The 20,969-nt window shown below is 61.2% G+C and carries 24 protein-coding genes; 13 read left to right on the plus strand and 11 right to left on the minus strand.

Annotation, left to right across the window (positions count from 1 at the left end):
• Positions 1–90 precede the first annotated feature (90 nt).
• The 3 genes from VCB98_RS11440 to trxA form a co-directional block, all read right to left on the minus strand.
• Entirely contained in the window at positions 91–582 is a 492-nt protein-coding gene (locus VCB98_RS11440) for a hypothetical protein (RefSeq protein WP_346052666.1), read from the minus strand.
• Between the two features lie 250 nt (positions 583–832).
• Positions 833–2,089, minus strand: coding sequence for a transcription termination factor Rho (rho, locus tag VCB98_RS11445; protein WP_346052667.1), 1,257 nt, complete (start codon positions 2,087–2,089; stop codon positions 833–835).
• Between the two features lie 67 nt (positions 2,090–2,156).
• Positions 2,157–2,483: a thioredoxin TrxA gene (gene trxA, locus VCB98_RS11450; protein WP_346052668.1), complete on the minus strand. Its 327-nt coding sequence runs from the start codon at positions 2,481–2,483 to the stop codon at positions 2,157–2,159.
• A 356-nt stretch (positions 2,484–2,839) separates the two neighbouring features.
• On the opposite strand from trxA, the gene rhlB reads away from it, so the two are divergent.
• Positions 2,840–4,156 (plus strand): ATP-dependent RNA helicase RhlB, encoded by a 1,317-nt coding sequence (gene rhlB, locus VCB98_RS11455; protein WP_346052669.1) that lies wholly within the window; start codon positions 2,840–2,842, stop codon positions 4,154–4,156.
• Positions 4,149–4,829: a GMP/IMP nucleotidase gene (gene yrfG / locus VCB98_RS11460; protein WP_346052670.1), complete on the plus strand. Its 681-nt coding sequence runs from the start codon at positions 4,149–4,151 to the stop codon at positions 4,827–4,829. Before rhlB ends, yrfG begins: the two co-directional genes overlap by 8 nt.
• Positions 4,830–4,869: 40 nt before the next feature.
• Here yrfG and VCB98_RS11465 read toward each other — a convergent pair whose 3' ends face one another.
• Entirely contained in the window at positions 4,870–5,694 is an 825-nt protein-coding gene (locus tag VCB98_RS11465) for an alpha/beta hydrolase (protein ID WP_346052672.1), read from the minus strand.
• A gap of 106 nt (positions 5,695–5,800) precedes the next feature.
• Here VCB98_RS11465 and VCB98_RS11470 point away from each other — a divergent pair, with 106 nt between their 5' ends.
• On the plus strand, positions 5,801–6,379 hold the full coding sequence (locus VCB98_RS11470) for a DUF2845 domain-containing protein (RefSeq protein WP_346052673.1): 579 nt from the start codon (positions 5,801–5,803) through the stop codon (positions 6,377–6,379).
• Here the strand turns inward: VCB98_RS11470 and VCB98_RS11475 are convergent.
• Entirely contained in the window at positions 6,376–6,990 is a 615-nt protein-coding gene (locus VCB98_RS11475; RefSeq protein WP_346052674.1) for a DedA family protein, read from the minus strand. The two genes, VCB98_RS11470 and VCB98_RS11475, sit on opposite strands and share 4 nt — an antisense overlap.
• 162 nt (positions 6,991–7,152) lie before the next feature.
• Between VCB98_RS11475 and VCB98_RS11480 the strand changes: the two genes are divergently transcribed.
• The 4 genes from VCB98_RS11480 (at position 7,153) to VCB98_RS11495 (ending at position 11,422) form a co-directional block, all read left to right on the plus strand.
• Complete coding sequence (locus VCB98_RS11480; RefSeq protein ID WP_346052675.1) at positions 7,153–7,782, plus strand: hypothetical protein; 630 nt, start codon at positions 7,153–7,155, stop codon at positions 7,780–7,782.
• A 52-nt stretch (positions 7,783–7,834) separates the two neighbouring features.
• Positions 7,835–8,353, plus strand: a complete 519-nt coding sequence (locus tag VCB98_RS11485) for a DUF192 domain-containing protein (RefSeq protein WP_346052676.1) — start codon at positions 7,835–7,837, stop codon at positions 8,351–8,353.
• 247 nt (positions 8,354–8,600) lie between these two features.
• Positions 8,601–9,650, plus strand: a complete 1,050-nt coding sequence (locus VCB98_RS11490; RefSeq protein WP_346052677.1) for a hypothetical protein — start codon at positions 8,601–8,603, stop codon at positions 9,648–9,650.
• Positions 9,651–9,736: 86 nt separating this feature from the next.
• The gene (locus VCB98_RS11495) at positions 9,737–11,422 is read left to right on the plus strand and encodes an Lcl C-terminal domain-containing protein (RefSeq protein WP_346052678.1); all 1,686 of its coding nucleotides are present in this window, start codon (positions 9,737–9,739) and stop codon (positions 11,420–11,422) included.
• Positions 11,423–11,629: 207 nt separating this feature from the next.
• Here the strand turns inward: VCB98_RS11495 and rpmG are convergent, their stop codons facing one another.
• From rpmG to VCB98_RS11515, 4 genes are all read right to left on the minus strand, one after another.
• Entirely contained in the window at positions 11,630–11,785 is a 156-nt protein-coding gene (gene rpmG / locus VCB98_RS11500; RefSeq protein ID WP_346052680.1) for a 50S ribosomal protein L33, read from the minus strand.
• Positions 11,786–11,795: 10 nt separating this feature from the next.
• A complete protein-coding gene (rpmB, locus tag VCB98_RS11505) occupies positions 11,796–12,032 on the minus strand; it encodes a 50S ribosomal protein L28 (RefSeq protein ID WP_346052682.1) in 237 nt (78 codons plus the stop codon).
• Between the two features lie 266 nt (positions 12,033–12,298).
• Positions 12,299–12,508, minus strand: coding sequence for a YdcH family protein (locus tag VCB98_RS11510; RefSeq protein ID WP_346052683.1), 210 nt, complete (start codon positions 12,506–12,508; stop codon positions 12,299–12,301).
• Positions 12,498–13,346 carry a PHP domain-containing protein gene (locus VCB98_RS11515; protein WP_346052684.1) on the minus strand — a complete coding sequence of 283 codons (849 nt, stop codon included), beginning with the start codon at positions 13,344–13,346 and terminating at the stop codon, positions 12,498–12,500. Before VCB98_RS11515 ends, VCB98_RS11510 begins: the two co-directional genes overlap by 11 nt.
• Before the next feature lie 105 nt (positions 13,347–13,451).
• On the opposite strand from VCB98_RS11515, the gene queD reads away from it, so the two are divergent.
• Both queD and cysQ read left to right on the plus strand, forming a co-directional pair.
• Positions 13,452–13,817 carry a 6-carboxytetrahydropterin synthase QueD gene (gene queD, locus VCB98_RS11520; RefSeq protein ID WP_406672621.1) on the plus strand — a complete coding sequence of 122 codons (366 nt, stop codon included), beginning with the start codon at positions 13,452–13,454 and terminating at the stop codon, positions 13,815–13,817.
• 47 nt (positions 13,818–13,864) lie between these two features.
• Positions 13,865–14,656 (plus strand): 3'(2'),5'-bisphosphate nucleotidase CysQ, encoded by a 792-nt coding sequence (cysQ, locus tag VCB98_RS11525; RefSeq protein ID WP_346052686.1) that lies wholly within the window; start codon positions 13,865–13,867, stop codon positions 14,654–14,656.
• 165 nt (positions 14,657–14,821) lie between these two features.
• Here the strand turns inward: cysQ and VCB98_RS11530 are convergent, their stop codons facing one another.
• Positions 14,822–15,418, minus strand: a complete 597-nt coding sequence (locus VCB98_RS11530) for a chalcone isomerase family protein (RefSeq protein ID WP_346052688.1) — start codon at positions 15,416–15,418, stop codon at positions 14,822–14,824.
• Between the two features lie 169 nt (positions 15,419–15,587).
• On the opposite strand from VCB98_RS11530, the gene VCB98_RS11535 reads away from it, so the two are divergent.
• From VCB98_RS11535 to VCB98_RS11550, 4 genes are all read left to right on the plus strand, one after another.
• Positions 15,588–16,877 (plus strand): pyridoxal phosphate-dependent aminotransferase, encoded by a 1,290-nt coding sequence (locus VCB98_RS11535; protein ID WP_346052690.1) that lies wholly within the window; start codon positions 15,588–15,590, stop codon positions 16,875–16,877.
• Between the two features lie 93 nt (positions 16,878–16,970).
• Complete coding sequence (locus VCB98_RS11540) at positions 16,971–17,939, plus strand: PhoH family protein (protein WP_346052692.1); 969 nt, start codon at positions 16,971–16,973, stop codon at positions 17,937–17,939.
• 10 nt (positions 17,940–17,949) lie between these two features.
• Positions 17,950–18,483 carry an rRNA maturation RNase YbeY gene (ybeY, locus tag VCB98_RS11545; protein WP_346052694.1) on the plus strand — a complete coding sequence of 178 codons (534 nt, stop codon included), beginning with the start codon at positions 17,950–17,952 and terminating at the stop codon, positions 18,481–18,483.
• A gap of 37 nt (positions 18,484–18,520) precedes the next feature.
• Complete coding sequence (locus tag VCB98_RS11550) at positions 18,521–19,411, plus strand: CorC family transporter (RefSeq protein ID WP_346052699.1); 891 nt, start codon at positions 18,521–18,523, stop codon at positions 19,409–19,411.
• Positions 19,412–19,554: 143 nt separating this feature from the next.
• Here VCB98_RS11550 and VCB98_RS11555 read toward each other — a convergent pair.
• Positions 19,555–20,969: PKD domain-containing protein (locus VCB98_RS11555; RefSeq protein WP_346052697.1), on the minus strand; the 1,415-nt coding region annotated here is incomplete at its 5' end.

Genomic DNA, 20,969 nt, shown 5'->3' on the forward strand with positions numbered 1-20,969 from the left:
AAAGCCGCTCCCACAGGGGATTGGCAGGGCCTTTCTTGCTCCTTGCTCCTTGCTCCTTGCTCCTTGCTCCTTGCTCCTTGCTCCTTGCTCCTAATCGTCCGGCAAATACCACCCGGCAAAAAACACCTGCCACCGCCTGCCTCCATCGGTGGAGTATTCCCAGCGTTGGTGAATCTCGCCGATTTCAAACAGAAGCTCATAGACGATGCGGTGGAGGATCTGCCCCTGGTCGCTTTCCTGGGCACCAGTGAAGACCATATTGCCATTCTGACGCTGGCCATCCAGCTCCAGCATCAGGCCGTCACTGTCGGACCAGACCATGCGCCACCGCTCACCCCCGTCACGGGCGGTGAACATGGCTTCCCCTTCCAGGCCGTCCTGCCCCTGCCACCGCTCCCGAATGGCACAACCCCCGGCCCCTTCCCGGATTTCGCTATAACCCAGCACATTGCCCTGCTGATCCGCCACCATCCAGTCCCCCGCCATGTAATCCATCACCGTCACCACATCCCCACGACAGGCAAGGGCGTGGGTGGGTAGGAGGAAGGCCAGAAACATCAAAACGAGCAACGACTGCTTCATGGTGCGGGGCTCCGAATCCGGCTGCGAGCTGCGAGCTGCGAGCTGCGAGCTGCGAGCTGCGAGCTTCCAATGATACAACTCTAGACTCAGGTTTCACTCCCCGGTTCATGCATGCCACGGCGGAAATTCATCGGCAGCCATCTCTCAATAAGCACGCCCCGGCTCGCCGCTCGTAGCTCGTAGCTCGAAGCTTAAATAAAAAGAAGGGGCCAAAAGGCCCCTCCGGGAATCTCCGTAAGGAGGTTCCTATTCATTTCTTCATCATCATGAAGAATTCCTGGTTTTGCTTCGTATTCTTCATCTTGTCGATCAGGAACTCGATTGCCTGGATTTCATCCATGGGATGCAGGAGCTTGCGCAGAATCCACATGTGCTGCAGCTCATCCTGGGAAACCAGCAACTCCTCGCGACGGGTGCCGGAACGGTTGAAGTCGATGGCCGGGAAGATCCGCTTCTCGGCAATTCGACGGTCCAGGTGCAGTTCCATGTTGCCGGTGCCCTTGAACTCTTCGTAGATCACGTCATCCATGCGTGAACCGGTTTCCACCAGGGCCGTGGCAATGATGGTCAGGCTGCCGCCTTCTTCAATGTTACGGGCGGCCCCGAAGAAGCGCTTGGGCCGCTGCAGGGCGTTGGCGTCCACACCACCGGTGAGCACCTTGCCGGAGGAAGGCACCACGGTGTTGTAGGCCCGGGCCAGACGAGTGATGGAGTCCAGCAGGATCACCACGTCCTTCTTGTGCTCCACCAGGCGCTTGGCCTTTTCAATTACCATTTCGGCCACCTGCACATGACGGCTGGCCGGCTCGTCGAAGGTGGAGGACACCACTTCACCCCGGACCGAGCGACTCATCTCGGTGACTTCTTCCGGGCGTTCGTCGATCAGCAGCACAATCAACTGGGAGTCGGGATTGTTGTTGGTGATCGACTGGGCGATGTTCTGCAGGATCATCGTCTTACCCGCCTTGGGCGGGGAAACGATCAGGCCACGTTGGCCCTTGCCGATGGGCGAGGCCATGTCGATGATCCGTGCGGTAATGTCCTCGGTACTGCCGTTGCCCTGCTCCATGACCAGACGCTCCTTGGGAAACAGGGGCGTCAGGTTCTCGAACAGGACCTTGTTCTTGGCCGCTTCGGGCTTGTCGAAATTGATCTGCTGCACCTTGAGGAGGGCGAAATAGCGTTCGCTCTCCTTGGGCGGACGGATTCGCCCGGCAATGGTGTCGCCGGTGCGCAGATTGAAGCGGCGGATCTGGCTCGGGGAGACGTAGATATCATCGGGCCCGGCCATGTAGGAGCTGTCAGCGGAGCGCAGGAAACCAAATCCATCCTGCAGAATCTCCAGCACCCCATCGCCGTAGATCTCTTCCCCGTTTTTGGCGTGCGCTTTGAGGATGGAAAAGATCACATCCTGCTTGCGGCTACGCGCCATGCCTTCAATGCCCATTTCCTGGGCGATATCGAGCAGCGCCTTGGCAGGTTTCTTCTTGAGTTCGGTCAGGTTCATTGTGCTTCTTTGGTTGGCAGGGCCGGCCGCGGTAAGCCGGTGGCCCGGTACGCGGCCGGCCCCGTGATTACAGGTTGGTGTCGATGAATGCGGTCAGTTGAGACTTGGACATGGCACCCACTTTCTGGGCTTCCACGCTGCCGTTCTTGAACAGCATCAGCGTGGGGATACCCCGGATACCGTATTTCGGCGGAGTCTTCGGGTTCTCGTCAATGTTCAGCTTGACGATCTTGAGCTTGCCGCTGTACTCACCGGCGAGCTCGTCCAGAACCGGCGCGATCATCTTGCAGGGACCGCACCATTCGGCCCAGTAGTCCACCAGCACGGGAACATCCGATTCCAGCACATCATCCTGGAATTTGTCATCCGAAGTATAAACAATCTCGTTACTCACGATATGGGCCTCCAATCAAGCCAGAGAAAACAAAAAAGGGAACCGCCTGTGTGCGATGCCGAAGAAAAACCGGCAGACGATATGAAATCCTGTCGAATTATGGGCGGAAACGCCAGCCGGCATCGAATTTGACTATTCTCGGCGCCTGGTGTGACGCGGCCAGCAACATAAGGCACAATAATGACGCCCGATTACAGCCGCTCGAGGCTTCCGCAAGATACTGGGTGTGCTGAAATCCTCGCGGGATGCGAGCTTTCGCAGATCATTAGGCCCTATTGGAGCCCATTCGGGCACAGATTTCAAGCCCGCGGCTGCATTCGCCGTGCGCCATTTTTCCACAGCTGGACATGACAAGCATGCAAACCCACCTCAGCGAGACCCGTTTCGACAGCCTGAAGTTGGCAGAGCCCCTGAAAAAAGCCATAGAAGAGGCCGGTTTCGACCGCTGCACCCCCATCCAGGCGGAAACCCTGCCGCTGGCCCTGGCGGGCCGGGACGTGGCCGGTCAGGCCCAGACCGGCACCGGCAAGACCGCCGCCTTCCTGCTGGCCCTGTTCAATCATCTGCTGAGCAATCCGGCCCCGGCCGAGCGCCGGGCCAACCAGCCCCGTGCCCTGGTGCTGGCACCCACCCGGGAGCTGGCAGTCCAGATCCACAAGGACGCCGAGGCCCTGGGCCGACATACCGGCCTGCGCCTGGGGCTGGTGTATGGCGGCGCCGGCTATGAGCAGCAGCGCAAGCAGCTCGAGGATGGGGTGGATGTGCTGATCGGCACCCCGGGGCGGCTGATCGATTATTTCAAGCAGCGGGTCTTCGACCTGCGCGCGGCCCAGGTGGCGGTCCTGGATGAGGCGGACCGCATGTTCGACATGGGCTTCATCAAGGACATTCGCTACATCCTGCGCAAGCTCCCCCATCCGGAAAAGCGGCTGAACATGCTGTTCTCCGCCACCCTCTCCTACCGGGTGATGGAGCTGGCCTATGAGCACATGAACAACCCCACTTCGGTGAAGGTGGACGCCGATCAGGTCACCGCCGACCGGGTCCGCCAGACCGTTTACATGCCCGCCAGCGACGAAAAGGTCAGGCTGCTGGTGGGGCTGCTCCGGCGCATGGACCCGCGCCGCACCATGGTCTTCGTGAACATGAAGCGGACCGCCGAGGAGCTCTGCGCCTGGCTGGAGGGCAACGATTTCCATGCCCAGGTCCTCTCCGGCGATGTGCCTCAGCGGAAGCGTCTGTCCCTGCTCAAGCAGTTCGAGACCGGCGAACTGCCCATCCTGATCACCACCGACGTGGCCGCCCGGGGCCTGCACATTCCCGACGTCAGTCACGTATTCAATTTCGACCTGCCCCAGGACGCGGAGGACTATGTCCACCGCATCGGGCGCACCGCTCGCGCCGGGGCCGAGGGTGACGCGATCAGCTTTGCCTGTGAAACCTGGGCCATGTCGCTGCCGGAAATCGAGGACTACATCGAGCAGCAACTGCCCAAGGAGACCCAGCACGATCAGCTCCTGGTGGAACTCAAGCCGCGCGCCCCGATCAAGCGGCGCCCAGGTGGTCCGGGTGGCAGGAAAAAGGCCGGTGGTCGTGGTGGCCGTGGACGCAGCGGTGGCAGGCGTGGCGGCGGCCGCCGGGGCTCGGGCAGCCACAAGGGCGGCAATGACTGAGCGACGCCGCATCTGGGAGGAGACCGAGACCGTCCTGCTGGACATGGACGGCACCTTGCTGGATCTGGCCTTTGACAATCGTTTCTGGCTGGAGCGGGTACCCCGCCGCCATGCCGAGCAGCAGGGCCTGGATTTCGACACCGCCCTGGCCGACCTCAAGCAACGCATGAACCGGGTGAACGGCCAGCTGCAGTGGTACTGTCTTGATTACTGGAGCGAGGCTCTCGGTTTCGACCTGGAAGCGCTCAAGCGCCAGTGTGACTCGGAGATTCGACTCCTCCCCGGCGTGGAGCACTTTCTCGACGATCTTACCGCCAGTGGCCGGCGGGTGGCCATCGCCACCAATGCCCACCCCCAGGTGCTGGCCATCAAACTGGCCCGCACCGGTCTCGATCGCCTGGTGCCTGAAATCCATACCGCCCATGAGTTCGGCGCCGCCAAGGAATCCCCCCTGTTCTGGCAACGCCTGGAGGCGGAGATGGGCTTCGCGCCGGCCCGTACCTTGTTCGTGGACGACTCCCTGCCGGTGCTGGCCTCGGCCCGTGACCACGGCATTGCCCATCTGACCGCCGTGGCCCGCCCGGCCAGCGATCAGCCGCCCCGACCGATCAGCGATTTTCCTGCCGTCGACGCCATCCCGGAGCTGGGCCCGGTCCCGCCCCGGGATCAATGACATCCCCCGGCATCGGGCATGACGGGGTTGGCACCGGCCGCTAGTCGCCCTCCCCCAGGACTTTGCTCAGAAAGTCATCCAGACCCGAGACATAGACCTCGCGACTGTCGAGAAAGCCGGTGTTGTGGCCGCCCCGCAGGGTCAGGAACTGCTTGGGCTCATTGGCCGCCTGGTAAACGGCGCGGCCCTGCTGGAAGGGAATGATCTCGTCATCCTCGCTGTGAATTACCAATACCGGGGCTTCAAGGTTCTGCACGTAGTCCTCGGTGGGATAGTCCATGCGCGCCAGCCAGCGGGCCGGCAGGAAGGGATAGACCGTCTGCGCCATGTCAGGTACGGAGCGGAAACTGGATTCCAGGATCACCCCGGCCGGTGTCACGGTCTGCCCCAGCCAGGCGGCTACCCCTGAACCCAGGGAGCGCCCGAACAGCACCACCTCCTCCGCCGGCACGCCCCGCTCCTCCAGCAGATGATCCCAGGCCGCTCGGGCATCCTGATAGAGGCCGGCTTCCGACGGTCGGCCCTCACTCTGGCCGTAACCGCGGTAATCCAGTATCAGAACGGACAGGCCGAGATTGCGGAAAATCTCGATGGAATGCAGGCGATGGGAGATATTGCCCGCATTGCCATGAAAGAAGATCAGGCTGCCCCGCGCCTCCGGGGCCGGCACCCACCAGGCATGCAAACGGGTGCCATCCTCGACAATCAGCGCCAGGTCCTCATACTCCCAGCCCCGGTCCGCCGGGCTGGCCTGCAGCTCCCGCCCCGGCATGGACGGCAGATAGAGCAGGCGATCCTGAAACAGCCACATCAGGACCAGAATCCCGAGATAAACCCCAATGGCCATCAGCAATAATCTCAACATGGTCTGCTCCCAAGTACTGTCCTGGCGCGGAACCGGCCCCGGTGACCCCGGGTCCAATGTGATTCAGCCAGCATCATGATGCCATGTCATGCCGGGAGGGCATCGAATGCGATTGTTTGCCTGTCTGCTGATCGGCCTGCTCACCAGCCTGTCGATGACCGCCGAGGCCGGATTCCGCTGTGACGGCAAGATCGTCAAGCGCGGGGACCGGATGTTCGAGGTCCGCGAACTCTGTGGCGAGCCGGATGTGGTGGTTCCCCTGCACAGCGTCTACACCATCCGCTACGGCCATGTTCCGACTCGCGAGGAATGGCAGTACAACCTCGGCCCCCACCGGCTGATGCGCTTTCTGCGCTTCCAGGATGGCCGTCTGACCCAGGTTCGCACCGGCCGCCACGGCTTCCGGCCGGGCAATGGGGCCTGCAGTCCCGGTCAGATTGAATCCGGCATTACCCAGATGGAGCTGGTCTCCAAATGTGGCAAGCCGAGGGAAAAGGAACTGCGCATCACCGGTGTTCACTATCGAACCGAACGGGACGGGCGAGTTTATCGGGCGGGAATGCCGGCGGAGGACTGGATCTACGACTTCGGGCCGCGGCGCTTTATCCGCATTGTCACGCTGATCAACGGGCGCGTGGTCAATATCGAGACCAGCTCGCGCCGTGGCAGCCGCTCAGCGTCCTAGACTGCCGTTCGACGGCGGCGCCAGTTCCAGAGCGCGGCCATCAACACGGTCATCACCAATACCAGCAACGCCGGCAGGCGGGCCGGTTCGGGCAGCAGGGAAACCGAGCCCATGGCCAGAAAACCCAGCAGCAGATAGCCAAGCACCCAGACAAAAACCGAAATCAGATTGGCGACAATGAATCGCCGCGGCGCCATGCGGACCATGCCGGCCACCGCCGGCATCAGCGGCCGCAAGGGCTTGGTGAACCGGGCGAGGAAAATGCTGCGACTGCCATAGCGGCGAAAGAACAGCCGGCCACGGCTGATCAGGTCCGGGCGTCGGGTGAAAGGCCAGATCTGACTGAGACGCTCCCGGTAGCGGCGGCCAAACCAGTAGTTCAGGCTGGCACCCAGGAAGGCACCGGACAGGGCGGCGATGGCCACGGGAAGGGGGTGGAGAACTTCAGCGGCAATCAGGCCACCGGCAATGATCAGCAGCACCACTGCCGGAATGAACCAGCCGATGAGTATCAGGGACTCCAGCAGGATCAGGACAAAGATCAGAACCGAGGCCAGCAGGTAATGGGTGCGCATCCACTGCCCCAGGTCCGTCATCATCAACTCATGCATGCATCCCGTCCTTTGCTCGGCCGACCGGACATTGTAATCTTTTTTCCCTCACGTTCGCAGGCGAGGCCCGGCTGGTGTAGCCTGTGAGCGGCATTTATTGCGGCCGGCCCGGCTCCCCCGCCGTGGTCGGCCTGAAGAAACAGCAACTCAAGGAGCCTGTTCATGCTGAAACGAAGCCTGCTTTTGTCTCTACCCGCGGCCGTGCTGATCGCCGGCTGCAACGGCGCCCCGGATCGGGATGTCTCTCCCCAAAGCGAATGGTGGTCCAACCTCAAGACCCTCTGCGGCCAGGCCTTCGCCGGCGAAATGGTCCAGTATGACGAGGAAGCCGACCAGGGCTGGCTCAACGTCCCCGTGATCATGCATGTGCGTGAATGCTCGGAAACCGAAATCCGAATCCCCCTGCATGTGGGCGACGATCGCTCCCGCACCTGGGTCCTGACCCGCATGGAAGACGGTATTCAGCTCAAGCATGACCACCGTTATCCCGATGGTTCCGCCGAGGCCCTGCACATGTATGGCGGCAAGACCGACGAAGACGGCACTGCCAACCGCCAGGAATTCCCGGTGGGTGAGTTCTCCCAGGCGCTGTTCCACGACGAGGGTATTCCGGATTCCGCCGAGAACACCTGGTACATGGAAGTGCACCCGGGTGAGCGCTTCACCTACGGCCTGACCCGATTCAACCGTGAATTCCAGGCCGACTTTGACCTCAACAACCCGGTGGATGCGCCGCCTCCGCCGTGGGTCGTTCAGCCGGAAGAAACCGCTGAAGACGAGAACGGCTACTGATGACAATGCGGGCGTCCGGGCTCGGCCCGGGCGCCCCATTCCGGACCCTTCCATGAAAGAACCGAGCCTGAACATCCGTCTGCTCGCCACCCTGCTGGCCGCTCTCATGCTGCTCGGCAGTGGCTGTGCCGGCCAGGAAAACGGCGCAGCCCCGGCCATCACGGCGGAAGGCCTGGACGGCGAACCCCAGCGTGGTCTGGAAGAAATCGAGCTGCGCATGGGAGATGTCTCCCTGCGGGCGGAAGTGGCCGACACCCACGAAAGCCGCCAACACGGCCTGATGTACCGGCTGGAACTGGCCGATGACCAGGGCATGCTCTTCGTCTACCCGCGGGCCTGGCGACTGAGCTTCTGGATGCAGAACACCTACATCCCTCTGGACATCGCCTTCATTGACCGCAGCGGCTTCATCATCGACATCCAGTCCATGGAGCCTCTCACCACCCACAGCCACCGCGCCCCGGCGCCCATCCCCTACGCCCTCGAGGTCAACCGCGGCTGGTTCGAAGCCAACGACATCCAGATCGGCGACCACGTCCAGGGCCTCCCCTCGCCCGCCACCGCCGAATAAGCAATTCCCCGACTGACGTAGCCGCCACAGGAACCCCACCCGTGGGAGCGGATTCATCCGCGATTCCCGCTCAAAAGCGAGCACGGAGCGGTAACAAGCATCCGCCCCAACATCCCAGAAAACCCACATTTGGGACTATTGACACATTCTTTTCGGCTAAATATTATCTTCCCCGCCCGGGGGATAGGAGCCCGGGGCCCAGCCTGAAAGGGCTGGCAGTGAAAATAATTAAAAGGGAGAAAATCCGATGAAAATGCCAACCATTGCCACTTCGCTGGCTACGGCCGGCACTCTCGTACTGGCTTCCCTCAGCATGACCAACACGGCTCAGGCGGAAGTCTACCCAAGCCAAACCAGCGCTACTCAGAACACGGAAAGCGTTAGCGAGGCAGCGTGGTCCATCCTGCAGGCCACGGCAAGCCCCGAGGTGCTGGACGGCTATGTCCATTCCACGGCCTCTGAAGCCCCAACCGGCTGGGTAGAGATCGCGACCATCGTGATCGATGCGATCTTCAGTGACAGCGGGCCCGTCGATCTCAGTGATTGGAGTCTGAAGCAAATCCGGGACATCGTTCGCGAGGAGAACTTCAAACAGGACCGGGGTTATTACGTCAGCAAACTGAAGGCTTTCCAGGAAACGCTAGCCCTCTACCGTAGCGATACCGTCGCAAGTCGATATCAGAGAAAAGATCGAATCGACAAGCTGTTTCAAGATGCCATTAAACTGGCGAATCACACCATATACGTGAATGATAACTATGAAGACTTCCAATGGCGTTTGACAGCAGACTTTAGCCTGGCTGCCAGTTATCAGACTGCAGTGGCACAAGAGAGAATTCTTGCAAAAAACTTGACAACTGCAAGCCTCGACTGGGTAACGACACAACGATCTGAGGAGTTCGAACAATTTGGGTCGACTGTTAACTCAATTGTTAACAATAAAGTTCGCATTACCCAAGCCCCGAATTGGCAGCTTTGCTCTGGAGGCATTCTATCCACTGAAGCGCCAGCAATGGCACGGCTACTTGAAGCCGAAATCCGGTCAAACGGAAAACCCCGGTACTCTCCAGAGTTGCAGCACCTGCAGTGCCATTACGTAATTCGGGATGACCTCGCAAACCGCTCAGTGACGTACGATATTCGCCTGCATGGCCCTAACCTAGCCGCACAAAAGGCCGCCGATGCACTAAATAAATGGCGTACGGAACACAAGGATGAGGCCAAAGGCGAGCACTATGCTGACATCCTGCATTTCCTGCAAACCTTTCAGGGCTTCGAAAGAGACGACTTGATCTGAAAAATGATCTAAACAAGCCCTGGAGCGCCCCCCATCCTTCCGATGGGGGGCGCTCTTCGCAATATGAATGGTTAGGGAGAGCAGAGATGAACATCAGATGGGTACTACTACTTGCCGCTTCTCTATTGGTCGGTTGCGGCAACCAGGAACCTCTCGACAAACCGACAGATCTTGAAGTGGAAACTGGCGACAGGGAGATCCGACTGAACTGGACGCTTTCCGAAGAGGCAGCCCGCTATCGGGTTCATCTTCTGACAGAAAGGGACCAAGCTCTCGATGATGCCCTGGATATACTCACAACCGATCAACCGCCTGTTCGCCTAAATGAATTGAAAAATGAGCAGGACTACTATCTGGCCGTGGTAGCCGAGCGCTGGATGCGGCCCGACAGCGAGGCAGCACGGATTGGTGCCCGCCCGGAAGGCACCTTCACGCCCTTGGGCGGGCTCAACGATACCGGCCTGCAGCAGTGCTATGACGGCGAAGCCGATGCCATGGTCGAGTGCACGGTCGAAGACTGGCCGGGTCAGGATGCCGAGTTCGGTCGTGACCGGCTGGCTGCGAAGGGAGAGCTGGACAAGCATGATTCCGGCCATGCGGGGTTTGATTTCACCAAGATCGCCGCCAACGGCGCCACCCTGCCCGCCGACGCCGAGGAATGGCGCTGTGTCCGCGACAATGTCACCGGGCTGATGTGGGAGGTCAAGACCGCCGATCCGGAAGACTGGTATGCCGATGACGACGATATCCACGCCCTCCGGCACCGCTGGACCTGGTACAACCCCGACGAGCGAGTCAATGCAGGGCGACCTGGAAGGAGACGTGCCTCACTGGGAAGCTGCCCCCTGGAGTACTGCAGCACGGATGACTTGACTGCCGCTGTCAATGAGAAAGGTCTTTGTGGATACAACGACTGGCGCTTGCCTACCGTACGAGAGTGGCTTTCAATCAATAGTTTCCGGCCATCACCCGTAATTCGCGACTGGAGCAGTACGTTTATCGATACGGAATACTTCCCTAGCCAAAGACATCGAGCCACTGATCCTTTCTTCTGGTCAGCAAATGCATTCGTCAACCCCTTGCTAAACATGGAACCTGGCGAGGAAGCAGAGTCTTCGGGACTCGCGTGGAATAACCTTGTCGCCGCAGGCCTTCAAGCACCTCAAGGCAGTGGGCTTTCCTCACATGTAAAACTGGTTCGCCATGTGGATGAGCAAGATCGCTATATTGATGAAACCATCCCCCCGGTGGAACCTCGAGGTGAACAAAAATGTGTAGATAACGTGAGCAGAAGCAACCTCCCGGATGACCTGATGCCAATGCCAGACGGTACCGTTATCCACGCAGAATACGGACTGATGTGGATGCGATGCAGTATTGGGCAGGAATGGGACGGTGAGACCTGTGTAGGCGCCCCCACAACCCTGGATATTCAGTCAGCTTTACTAGAGGCAGCCGAATCTGGCCATGCCGGCTATGATGACTGGCGGGTACCCAACATTAAAGAACTCGATACACTTACCGAGCGTTCCTGTGCTCATCCGGCTATCGACCTAAACATTTTTCCAAATACGCCTCGGAAATCACATGCTATCTCAGCGACAGCGGTGGACTGGGGAGCTGGCAGTTCAAGACAGGAGAACCGTGACCCAGCATTTTTCGGAATAACACAGGATCAGGGAATTGTCAGAGAGATTCCGGTTGACCTAGACAACCTTCGGAACCACCTCCCACAGGAGACCCACGTCCGGCTGGTTCGGGATTTGGATTAGGCCGGGCGCCTGTAGGAGCGGGTTCGCCCACGCAATGCCGTGACGCGCCGTCCTCCAATGCGACCTGGGCGCTGGACTGGTTTGTCAGATTTCGGCGCGCCGGCCGGGCAATTGCATTCGCGGATGAATCCGCTTCCACAGCAGAAAAAAAAGCCCCGGCAGTTGACACTGCCGGGGCTTTTTTATGCAGACAAGATGACAGGAAACTTACTTCAGCTTGGCTTCCTTGTACATCACGTGCTTGCGAACCACCGGATCGTACTTTTTGAACTCAAGCTTGTTCGGGGTGTTTCGCTTGTTCTTGTAAGTGGTATAGAAGTGGCCGGTGCCGGCGCTGGATACCAGTTTGATCTTCTCGCGCATGATCGCCTCCTTAGATCTTCTCGCCCTGGGCGCGCAGGTCGGCAACCACCGCGTCGATGCCCTTCTTGTCGATGACGCGCAGGCCCTTGGTGGAGACCTTCAGACGCACGAAGCGCTTCTCGCTTTCCAGCCAGAAACGATGAGTGTGGATATTGGGCAGGAACCGACGGCGCCGCTTGTTATTGGCGTGGGAGACGGTGTTCCCGCTGGCCGGCCGCTTGCCCGTTACCTGGCAGACTCTGGACATTTCTCGGTTCCTCTCGAATTCGTTCACTCCCGGGAAATCGCCCGGGCTTGCAGACGCGGGCCCGGCCAAGGCCGTCCCGACGCGGAAAAGCCGCACTTTATACCAGATCACCCCCCGCGCCGCAAGCTGGCGGGGTATCAATCCTGCCGCGACAGTAGCCGGGTCAAGCCCCTGTCGCGGCGGCAATGCCGCTCCCACAGCGGGGGACGCGCCGTCAGACAGGGAAATTCTTCGCGCTCTTGGCATCCTCTGCGCGAGGCCTGCGATCAGGCGTCCAGGTCCGGGATCATCTGGCTGCGCAGACGGGCGATGCTGTCCTTGAGCTGGAGTTTGCGCTTCTTCAGGCGGCGCAGGCGCAAGTGATCCACGGCCGGGCTCTCCTGGAGGGCCTGAATGGCGTCATCCAGGTCACGATGCTCCAGGCTCAGCTCCTCAATCCGGGTCTTCAGGGCCTCCAACTCCGCATCATCCAACACCGCTGACTCCTTCTCGATTCCAGACCGTTGCCGTGCCCTCCGGCAAAGCCGGCAGGCCGCCCGGTGTCTGTTGCCACCGGGTGGGGAGATGAAAATCCGAGCCATGGGAGGCGAGCAGCTCACGCTCTTCGGCCAGGCGCAGGCAGTGCCGCAGGCGATCCCCGTCGTGTGGCCCGCATCGAACCTCCATGGCGCCGCCCCCGGCCTCGGCAAAATCATCCAGCAAGGCCCGCAGCCGGGTGGCGGTGAGACGATATTTTAACGGATGCGCCAGCACCGCCACTCCCCCCGCGGCCCGGATCCGGCCCACCACTTGCCCAAGCTCGGGCCAGCCCACCCGGACCGCCGCCGGCCCGCCGCGCCCGAGGAGCTTTTTGAACGCGGTGGCAACATCCGGCATGTGCCCGGCCTCCACCAGCCAGCGCGCAAAATGCGGCCGGGTCAGGGTGGCACCATCGGCCAATCCCACGGCCCCCTCCAGCGCGCCGGGATAGCCCTTCTGGCGCAGCTTGCGGGCGATGCGCTCGGCCCGCTCCTCACGCCGGTCCACCTGCTCGGCCAGGGCCGCCTTCAGACCGGCGTCGGATTCATCCACCCACAGCCCCACCACATGGATTTCCTGGCGCCGCCACTGACTGGAGATTTCCACCCCGGGCACCAGCGTCACCCCATGCTCGACGGCCGCCGCCCGGGCCTCGTCCAGGCCGGCGACCGTGTCATGGTCGGTCAGTGCCAGACGACGGACACCGGCGCCGGCCGCCAGGGCGACCAGCTCCGCCGGTGGCAAGTGGCCGTCGGAGGCCGTGCTATGGGTGTGAAGGTCGGTATCGCTGTGCATTGGGACCGCTCATCGTCTGATTCACCCAAGTCTACCAGCCCGGACTCGGCCCCGGCGCCCCATCCCCGTATAATGACCGTTTTCCCAACGAGACTTGGCATGAGCGTGGAAATCTACAAGACCTTCTGGATTGAGGCCGCCCATCGGCTGCCCAATGTGCCCGAGGGGCACAAATGCGCCCGCCTGCACGGCCATTCCTTTCGGGTCGATATCCACGTGGCCGGTGAGCCGGGCGAGGAATCCGGCTGGGTAATGGACTTTGCCGACATCAAGGGCGCCTTCAAACCCCTGTACCGGCAACTGGACCATCATTATCTGAATGAGATCGACGGCCTGGAAAACCCCACCAGCGAGAACCTGGCCATCTGGATCTGGCAGCGTCTCAAGCCCGAGCTGCCGGCCCTGTCGGCGGTGAGCGTGGCCGAAACCTGCACCTCCGGCTGCATCTACCGCGGCCCGGCAAAAGACTGAACTCGCACACAGCACCCGGAACGCCAAGTACGCAAAAAGGACTGTTCATGAACAAAGATTTTCTGGAACCCGTCGCCGCCATTGCGCGCCGAGCGGGAGACGCCATTCTGGATGTCTATGCCACCGATTTCGAAGTGCAATCCAAGGATGACGACAGCCCCCTGACCCGGGCCGACATGGCGGCCCACGAGATCATCATCGAGGGCCTGCGGGAGCTGACCCCAGGCATGCCCATCCTCTCCGAAGAGGCCGCCAACGTGCCCTGGGAGGAGCGTCGCCAGTGGGACAGTTACTGGCTGGTGGACCCCCTGGACGGAACCAAGGAATTCATCAAGCGCAACGGCGAGTTCACCGTCAACATTGCCCTGGTCAGCGACGGCGTGCCCACCGTGGGCGTGGTCCATGTGCCGGTGGCCGCCCGCACCTATCTCGGCTGCACAGGCGTGGGCGCATTCCGCCAGGAACAGGGCGAGGCACCCGAGGCCATCCAGACCCGCCGACCCCCGGCCACGCCCCTGCGGGTCATGGCCAGCCGCTCCCATGGCAGCGAGGCGGTGGAACGTCTGCTGCAACGAATTGGTGACTGCGAGAAGGTCTCTGCGGGCAGCTCGCTCAAGTTCTGCCGCGTGGCCGAAGGCAGTGCCGACCTCTATCCCCGCTTCGGGCCCACCAGCGAGTGGGACACCGCCGCCGCCCAGGCCGTGCTGGAAGCCGCCGGCGGCGCCGTCATCGACACCGAGGGCAATCCCTTTCGCTATAACCAAAAGGCGGATCTGCTCAATGGGCATTTTCTGGCGGTGGGGGACCCCGAGGTGAACTGGACACGGCACCTGGATTGAAGCCGACCCAGCCCGCGTAGGAGCGAATTCATTCGCGATTGCCGGGCAGCTGCCATCTGGATCCGTCGGAACCCATCACGGTTAGATCCTCTCCTACGGCGGGTGTAGACACAAAAAAACCGGCCGGGGCGGACCCGGCCGGTTTTTTTGATCTGGCCTGACGGCTCAGTCCAGGCCCAGCATGCCGTCGCGCAGGTTGCTGTCGGCCGGGTTTTCACCCAGGAAGATCCGCAGCACGGCCAGGTTGAACTCCGCGCCTTCCACCACGCCCTGCTCCTCACCATTGACGGTGACAATGGTGCCGCGGTCCGGGTCGTAATCGATATTGATGCGATCCCCCTCTTTCGGCGGGGTAAAGAAGCTCTTGAACTGCTCGATCTCATCGGCCAGCTCGGCCCGGGCTTCGGCCGGGGTGTTGTCTTCAAAGCCATCGTCCAGGGCGCCCTGCATCCGGCTCAGGGAGACATCGCGAATGAAGTTCAGGGAGATCCGGGAGGCGCCGTGACGGCTGATGATCTCGGCCGTGCTGCTCATGGGCTCGGGCAGATAAAGGGCGCCCACATAGAAGTTACGAAAGAAGGCCCGGCGAATACCGGTGCCGTTCAATTCCAGCAGATGATCACCCACTTCCACCGCCACCGGCAGGGTGATTCCTTCAACCACCACTTCCCTCTCCAGGGCTTCCAGCTCCTGGTCCTGGGCAAGCAGGGCCCCCGGCAGACTCATGGCCGCAACGGCCAGCATCAAAACAAGCTTTTTCATGGATGACACCTCATCGGTTGGAATCATGTTACTGCCCCATCATAAACGTCCCGGGCATCCATGCAACATCCTTTCTCTGGCTTCGTCACATTCCCGCCGGGCGCTGCTAAGCTTGACCACAGACGGAGTGATTTGCCCGCCATCCAATCATGCTCAAGGGATCAGTAACATGAACCGCTCGCTCGACATCAATCTCAACCTCAATGTTCGCGGCCTCAGCCAGTCCGCCACCCTGGCCATCAACGAGGCCAGCCGTGAGTTGATGGACCGGGGACGCAAGGTCTACCGACTGGGTCTGGGCCAATCCCCCTTCCCGGTGCCGGAACCGGTGGTCCAGGCCCTGCGCGACCATGCCCACGAAAAGGACTACCTTCCGGTCAGCGGTCTGCGCCCCCTGCGGGAGGCGGTGGCGGCCTATCATGCCCGCGCCGAGGGCCTTGATGTGGACGGCGACAATATTCTCATCGGGCCCGGCTCCAAGGAGCTGATGTTCATCGTCCAGCTCACCTATTACGGGGACCTGGTCATTCCCACCCCGAGTTGGGTCAGTTACGCCCCCCAGGCCCATATAATCGGTCGCCAGATCCGCTGGGTGCCCACCCAGGCCGAAAATGACTGGCGCCTGACCCCGGAGGAACTGGACCGCCTCTGCCGCAGCGACCCCACCCGACCACGGATCATCATCCTCAACTACCCCTCCAACCCCACCGGCGACACCTATACCCTGGACGAGCTTCAGGAACTGGCCGAAGTGGCGAGAAATTACCGTGTTGTGTTGCTATCGGATGAGATTTACGGGGAACTCCACCATACCGGCGAACATGTCTCCATTGCCCGCTATTACCCCGAGGGGACCATCATCAGCGCCGGCCTGTCCAAATGGTGCGGCGCCGGCGGCTGGCGCCTGGGTACCTTCTGTTTCCCGCGCAGCCTGCGCTGGCTTCAGGACGCCATGGCGGTGGTGGCCAGCGAGACCTTCACCTCCACCAGCGCCCCCATCCAGTGCGCCGCCATCACCGCCTTTGACCGCAACACGGAGATCGACCGCTACCTGGACCACTCCCGGCGGATTCTTCGCCTCCTGGGCCTGACCCTTTGGGAGCGGCTCTGCAAGGCCGGGCTCTCGGTCACCCGCCCGGCCGGCGGCTTCTATCTCTTCCCGGACTTCAGCCCCCTGCGCGAACGGCTTGCCCGACGCGGCATCGAAGACAGCGAAACCCTCTGCCAGCGCCTGCTGGAGGAAAGCGGCGTGGCGCTGCTGCCCGGCCATGCCTTCGGCCGCCCGCTAAGCGAGCTCACCACCCGCCTGGCCTATGTGGACTTCGATGGCGAGGCGGCCCTGGCCTGTGCCCCGGCCCTTGAGAGCGGCGAGCTCAGTGAAACGGACTTTCTGCAGCGTTGCTGCCGTCAGATGATCGAGGCGGTGGATGCCATCGAGACCTGGATCAATGAGCAATAGAGTCCACCGCCTGGCTGCCCAGTCTTGATATAATGAGCGCCGAGGCACATATTCGAATCTGGACACCCTGAACGGAGAGGTCACCGACAGGAATTGACTCCACAACCCCGCTCTCTCGACATCAACCTGGAACCGGCGGACAACCGTCGCCTCGCCAACCTTTGCGGCCAGTTTGACGAGCACATCCGCCAGGTGGAACGCCGGCTCGGCGTGGAAATCAACAATCGCGGCAATCACTTTCGGGTCATCGGCGACGAAGGCCCGGTGACGGCTGCCGGTGAGCTGTTGAAAACCCTCTATGAAGTCACCGAGGACCAGGACCTGGACCCGGAGGCCATCCACCTGCGCCTGCAGGAATCCGGCCTGGAAGCCCTGGTGGAGGAGCGCGAGGCGCCGAGCGAATCCGTGGTGGTTCATACCCGCCGGGGCAAAATCACCGGCCGCGGCCCCGCCCAGCAGCGCTATCTCTCCGACATGCAGCGCTCCGATCTCAGTTTCGGCATCGGCCCGGCCGGCACCGGCAAGACCTATCTCGCCGTGGCCAGCGCCGTGGAGGCCCTGGAGCGCGACGAGGTGCGCCGCCTGATCCTGGTCCGCCCGGCCGTGGAGGCCGGCGAGCGCCTCGGCTTTCTGCCCGGCGACATGGCCCAGAAGGTCGACCCCTATCTGCGCCCCATGTATGACGCCCTCTACGAAATGATGGGCTTTGAGAAAGTCGGCAGGCTGATCGAGCGCCATGTGATCGAGGTCGCCCCGCTTGCCTTCATGCGCGGTCGCACCCTGAATGAATCCTTCATCATCCTCGATGAGGCCCAGAACACCTCCGTTGAGCAGATGAAGATGTTCCTCACCCGCATCGGCTTCGGCTCCCGCGCGGTGGTGACCGGGGACGTGACCCAGATCGACCTGCCGCGCAACCAGACCTCCGGTCTGCGCCACGCCATCGAGGTCCTGAAGGACGTCCCCGATGTGAGCTTCACCTTCTTCACCGCCCGGGACGTGGTCCGCCACCCCCTGGTCCAGAAGATCGTCAGCGCCTATGAGCGGCACGGCGACCACTGAGATGCAGCCCATGGACGAGCAAAGCAATCCCGACCGCCGGGACGAGGAGCCTCCCCCTCCAGGCCTGAACCTGGACCTGGCGGTGGAGGCCGAGCACCCGGACACCCCGGCGCAGGCCACCTTCCGCCGCTTTGCCGAAGCCGCCCTGGCCGGCGCCGAGCAGACCAACCCCGATCTGGCCCTGGGCGGGCGTGCCCTGGAGCTCGCCATCCGCGTGGTCGAGTCCGGCGAAAGCCAGGCACTCAACGCCCACTGGCGCGACCGTGACCGGCCCACCAATGTACTTTCCTTCCCCGGCGACGATCTCCCCGCCCTGCCCTGGCGGCATCTGGGCGATCTGGTGATCTGCGCCGAGGTGGTCGCCCGGGAAGCCGCCGAACAGGGCAAGCGCCCCGAGGCCCACTGGGCCCACATGGTCGTCCATGGCGTCCTCCATCTGCTGGGCTATGATCATCAGGAAGAGCCCGAAGCCGAAGCCATGGAGGCCCTGGAAATCCGTATCCTGTCCGAGATGGGCTATCCGGACCCCTACCGTACCCCCTGAGCGACAGAATCTGATCATGAGCTATCAGCCGAGATCCATGAAAGAAGACGAGCAGCAACAGGAAAACGACGGCAGCGGCGGTATCAAGGGCCTGTTCGAGCGCATCGGCCAGGCCATCTCCGGTGAGCCCCGCGATCGAGTGGAACTGATGGATGTCCTGCGCGACGCCCAGCGTCGGGAGCTGTTCGACATTGACGCCCAGGCCATGCTGGAAGGCGTGCTTCAGGTCTCGGAAATGCAGGTCCGCGACATCATGATTCCCCGCGGGCAGATGGTGGTCATCCGCCGCGAGGCCAATCTGGACGAGGTCCTCGCCCAGGCCATCGAATCCGGCCACAGCCGCTTTCCCGTAATCGGCGAGAACCGCGATGAAGTCGTCGGCGTGGTGCTCGCCAAGGACCTGCTCCGCTACTTTGCCGAAGGCCAGACCGGTGGCGGCTTCAATGTCAGCGAATACCTGCGCCCGGCGAGCTTCATCCCGGAAAGCAAACGCCTCAACGTCCTGCTCTCCGACTTCCGGGAAAGCCGCAACCACATGGCCATCGTCGTCGACGAATACGGCGGCGTCTCGGGCCTGGTCACCATTGAAGACGTCCTTGAACAGATCGTCGGCGACATTGACGATGAAACCGACATCGAAGACGAAGAAGGCGACATCCACCGCCATTCGGACAAGCGCTTCACCATCCGCGCCCTGATGCCCGTGGAAACCTTCAACGACGCCATGGATGCCGAGTTCAGCAACGAGGAATTCGACACCATCGGTGGCCTGGTCACCCACGCCTTCGGCCACCTCCCCCGACGTAACGAGTCAGTCACCATGAACGGCTACCGCTTCCGCGTCCTGCGCGCGGATGGGCGCCGGATACATCTGTTGGAAGTCCATACGCCGAAACCGGTGGAAACGAAGCCGGAACAAAAAGACTAGGGCCGCACCATAGGACTCGTGGAACCCTGGCAAGAGCTTTTAGCTTATAAGCTGATAGCTGACGATGGACCAAGGCATCTACTCTAGCCCCATTTCGCCTAGGGCACCCCGGTCTTGAAACCAGACCGGGGTGCCAGACGAGATCAGTTTTCCAGCCGCATCTGTATGAGGACAGAATGCCCCTGGGCATTGGCAGACTCAAGGTTCGCCAACAGGAAGACACCCTCATCGCCCGAGTGATACGCCACCAGCTCTGGGACAATCTCGTGGGTATTGCCCCCCTTTACGTACTCCGGGACGCCTTGAAACGACAGACGGTTAAGGTACTGATCCTCGAACCGAATCAGCGCCGCATCTCCAGGAATGTCCTGATTCCAACCCAAATCTCCAACTGCCGTCACGATCTCGCCGCGATCCGGCGAGTGGCCGGCCCAAAGTACCCTGTTTACATCACCCATATCCAAGGCACCAGCATAGACCATGTCCTGGCTGCTGACTTCTGAGGAACGAAAAGTATTACCACACGCGGTGATGATTCGGACCCCGTCCCAGGTCAGCCACAGGTCCCCGCACATGGCGTAGGTACCGTGATAAGGCGAATCCGATACATATTCGGTAGGCACCGTACTGATATCATACTTCTCTATATCACTGGGACTTAGTCCACGGTTAGCAGCATAGATCCACGGCTCAATGGGGTGAATCCGCATAATGGTTCCGCCGTAGACACTGAAGCCTTCATGTTCATGGGTTTCACCATCGGAAATCCGGACACCGCGAACCCTTTCCCACTGGCCAGGTGGCAGCGCATATATATAACCGTTCCCACCGTGGACAACGGAATTGGCTTGGACATCGACGGGATGTGAAACAAGCACCTCGGCAGTTTCAATATCGATAACCGTCACCCAACCGTCATGCCCGACAGCGATCTCATCACCATTCGGGTTAATAGCCACCGAAATCGGCATCAGAGGAAGCTCAACTGATTCACGGTCGCCGGATGGGACATCAATAATATGGACCTGGTGAGGTCCGGCGCTGACTACAGCGATGATGTCTTCTGAGTAATGGTGAGCCGCCCCAATTACATCAAAGGTGTATTCCTTGGCTATAGCAAGTACAGAAACAGGGAAGGTCTTCTCGATTGCATCGTTGAACCCGTCGCTTACCTCAAGCTGGACTTCATAGGCACCACTGGCATCCGCCGAAAAGGTGAACACCTCATCATTTCCAGTCTCCGGGCTTACAGTCGCCCCATCCGGACTGACAATGACTTCCCAGGAAAATGACAGATCAGTGCCGGCTGGATCATAGGAATGGGAGGCATCAAGAGTCAGGCTATCCCCGGAAAAGCCAACGGAATCACCGGTCTCCACTTCCACCACAGGCGAAAAGTTATCCACGACAGAAAAAGCCACCACATCGGTATCAGCTGCGGTGTTCGTCACTGTACCTGTGGCGGCCGTCATCTCCACCTCCCATTCCCCGACCATATCGGGAACCAGAGTCGCAGTTGAACCCGACGTCGAGAGTCCGGCTGTACTTCCGTCAGGGG

This window comes from Natronospira elongata (genome assembly GCF_034931365.1).
GTDB lineage: Bacteria > Pseudomonadota > Gammaproteobacteria > Natronospirales > Natronospiraceae > Natronospira > Natronospira elongata.

What these genes read in the sequence shown, in the direction of transcription:
- VCB98_RS11440 (WP_346052666.1), bottom strand. Translation starts at nt 582, where the DNA reads ATGAAGCAGTCGTTGCTCGTTTTGATGTTTCTGGCCTTCCTCCTACCC.
- rho (WP_346052667.1), bottom strand. Translation starts at nt 2,089, where the DNA reads ATGAACCTGACCGAACTCAAGAAGAAACCTGCCAAGGCGCTGCTCGAT.
- rhlB (WP_346052669.1), top strand. Translation starts at nt 2,840, where the DNA reads ATGCAAACCCACCTCAGCGAGACCCGTTTCGACAGCCTGAAGTTGGCA.
- yrfG (WP_346052670.1), top strand. Translation starts at nt 4,149, where the DNA reads ATGACTGAGCGACGCCGCATCTGGGAGGAGACCGAGACCGTCCTGCTG.
- VCB98_RS11465 (WP_346052672.1), bottom strand. Translation starts at nt 5,694, where the DNA reads ATGTTGAGATTATTGCTGATGGCCATTGGGGTTTATCTCGGGATTCTG.
- VCB98_RS11470 (WP_346052673.1), top strand. Translation starts at nt 5,801, where the DNA reads ATGCGATTGTTTGCCTGTCTGCTGATCGGCCTGCTCACCAGCCTGTCG.
- VCB98_RS11475 (WP_346052674.1), bottom strand. Translation starts at nt 6,990, where the DNA reads ATGCATGAGTTGATGATGACGGACCTGGGGCAGTGGATGCGCACCCAT.
- VCB98_RS11480 (WP_346052675.1), top strand. Translation starts at nt 7,153, where the DNA reads ATGCTGAAACGAAGCCTGCTTTTGTCTCTACCCGCGGCCGTGCTGATC.
- VCB98_RS11485 (WP_346052676.1), top strand. Translation starts at nt 7,835, where the DNA reads ATGAAAGAACCGAGCCTGAACATCCGTCTGCTCGCCACCCTGCTGGCC.
- VCB98_RS11490 (WP_346052677.1), top strand. Translation starts at nt 8,601, where the DNA reads ATGAAAATGCCAACCATTGCCACTTCGCTGGCTACGGCCGGCACTCTC.
- VCB98_RS11495 (WP_346052678.1), top strand. Translation starts at nt 9,737, where the DNA reads ATGAACATCAGATGGGTACTACTACTTGCCGCTTCTCTATTGGTCGGT.
- rpmG (WP_346052680.1), bottom strand. Translation starts at nt 11,785, where the DNA reads ATGCGCGAGAAGATCAAACTGGTATCCAGCGCCGGCACCGGCCACTTC.
- rpmB (WP_346052682.1), bottom strand. Translation starts at nt 12,032, where the DNA reads ATGTCCAGAGTCTGCCAGGTAACGGGCAAGCGGCCGGCCAGCGGGAAC.
- VCB98_RS11515 (WP_346052684.1), bottom strand. Translation starts at nt 13,346, where the DNA reads ATGCACAGCGATACCGACCTTCACACCCATAGCACGGCCTCCGACGGC.
- cysQ (WP_346052686.1), top strand. Translation starts at nt 13,865, where the DNA reads ATGAACAAAGATTTTCTGGAACCCGTCGCCGCCATTGCGCGCCGAGCG.
- VCB98_RS11530 (WP_346052688.1), bottom strand. Translation starts at nt 15,418, where the DNA reads ATGAAAAAGCTTGTTTTGATGCTGGCCGTTGCGGCCATGAGTCTGCCG.
- VCB98_RS11535 (WP_346052690.1), top strand. Translation starts at nt 15,588, where the DNA reads ATGAACCGCTCGCTCGACATCAATCTCAACCTCAATGTTCGCGGCCTC.
- ybeY (WP_346052694.1), top strand. Translation starts at nt 17,950, where the DNA reads ATGGACGAGCAAAGCAATCCCGACCGCCGGGACGAGGAGCCTCCCCCT.
- VCB98_RS11550 (WP_346052699.1), top strand. Translation starts at nt 18,521, where the DNA reads ATGAAAGAAGACGAGCAGCAACAGGAAAACGACGGCAGCGGCGGTATC.